This is a genomic window from Mesorhizobium sp. M2A.F.Ca.ET.039.01.1.1, from assembly GCF_003998035.1.
In the GTDB taxonomy this organism is placed as follows: Bacteria; Pseudomonadota; Alphaproteobacteria; order Rhizobiales; family Rhizobiaceae; genus Mesorhizobium.
Map to the genome: position 1 here is coordinate 1 of NZ_RZRY01001192.1, position 1,217 is coordinate 1,217.

At 61.9% G+C, this 1,217-nt stretch carries 2 protein-coding genes and 1 pseudogene; 1 reads left to right on the plus strand and 2 read right to left on the minus strand.

Going from position 1 to position 1,217, the window contains the following annotated elements; translation table 11 throughout:
* The coding region (locus EOA24_RS38530; protein ID WP_127410856.1) for a DUF177 domain-containing protein at positions 1-390 on the minus strand (390 nt) is incomplete at its 3' end.
* A gap of 11 nt (positions 391-401) precedes the next feature.
* Positions 402-944 carry a ubiquinol-cytochrome C chaperone family protein gene (locus EOA24_RS38535; protein WP_126082927.1) on the minus strand — a complete coding sequence of 181 codons (543 nt, stop codon included), beginning with the start codon at positions 942-944 and terminating at the stop codon, positions 402-404.
* Positions 945-1,034: 90 nt separating this feature from the next.
* On the opposite strand from EOA24_RS38535, the pseudogene EOA24_RS38540 reads away from it, so the two are divergent.
* A pseudogene (locus tag EOA24_RS38540) lies at positions 1,035-1,217 on the plus strand (outer membrane assembly protein BamE); the annotation flags it as partial.

Genomic DNA, 1,217 nt, shown 5'->3' on the forward strand with positions numbered 1-1,217 from the left:
GCCGGAGAATGTTTCCGGACTGTCCGGTCCATCGGCGTCGAGAATAATCTCGCCGCCGCCCTCGAAGCCCTCGCGTCCAAGCTTCGACTGCTCGGGCAGGAACAGCGCCTCGACCGGCTCGTCTATATGTGCGCTTACCGGCTCCAGGGTGACGATGCAGGCCTGCGTGATGTCGGCCTCGACACGACCGGTAACCTTGACGCCGTTGCGCTTCCACGAAGCAACAAGCAATTCGGCACGGTAGCTTTCGACCGAAAGCAGCTCATATTCGGCTGCAAGTGCTTCGCGCTGGCGCTGATCGGCCTCGACCAGGATCGGCAGGCCCTTTTGCGGCAGCCGCGCGACATTGGCGACAAAGGATACCGGGCTGCGCAATTCAGCGTCTTTCATGCTGGCCTCCTTCAAGCGGCCCCGGCGGCCGGGAATGCGACCGTGCCGGCGGCGATCGATTCGGTCGGCTGCGCGGCGAGCTTCTGGCTGGCATCGCAGACATAATCCGCCAGCAGCGACGCCTGCGGCCAGGGGCCCGCGTCCGGCCTGACATTGCGCGCAAGCGCCGCCGCAAGCGCCGACCGGTCGTTTTCTCGGAGGGCATCATCATAGGCGGTCGTGCGGCCGTAAAACATCCTTGCCAGCTTCTTCATGCGCTTGGGCACGCCGACATCGCTGATTCCAAGTTCGCGCAGCGAATGATCGACATCGAGGAAGAACTCGTCGATCAGCACTTGCGCGACCTCGGCCGCCACGCCTCGCTCGCCATGCAGACGGTGCTGGACGAGATAGATATGCAGCGACAGCATCTCGAAGCGGCCGAGCGGCGTATCCGGCACATTCCAGTCCGAATAAAACACCGTTTGCCGCGCCGCCGCCACGATTTGTGCGTAGAGCGCGTCGGTGATAGCGCGGTTGGCATTGCGTTCGCGGCCAAAAAGGCGCTGGAACATTGAGGGCGGTCTCCCGGGGACCTGTTGTTTGATTTGGCCTTGTTGCATCGGCATGCAAGCTGGTTTACCGGTTTTGCGGCCCAGCGCAAGTTGCGGGGATGTGATGGAGAATTGTTGTTGGGTGCGCTGAAATTCAAGTCGTTTCTTGCGCCCGCCCCGGTGGGCGTGGCTTCACTGCTGATGGTCGTATCAGCGCTTTCCGCCTGCAATTCATCTAAGATGTTCGGCGATCTCCATCCAAGCGAGACGCTGACGAAAGGCTACGTCATCGAC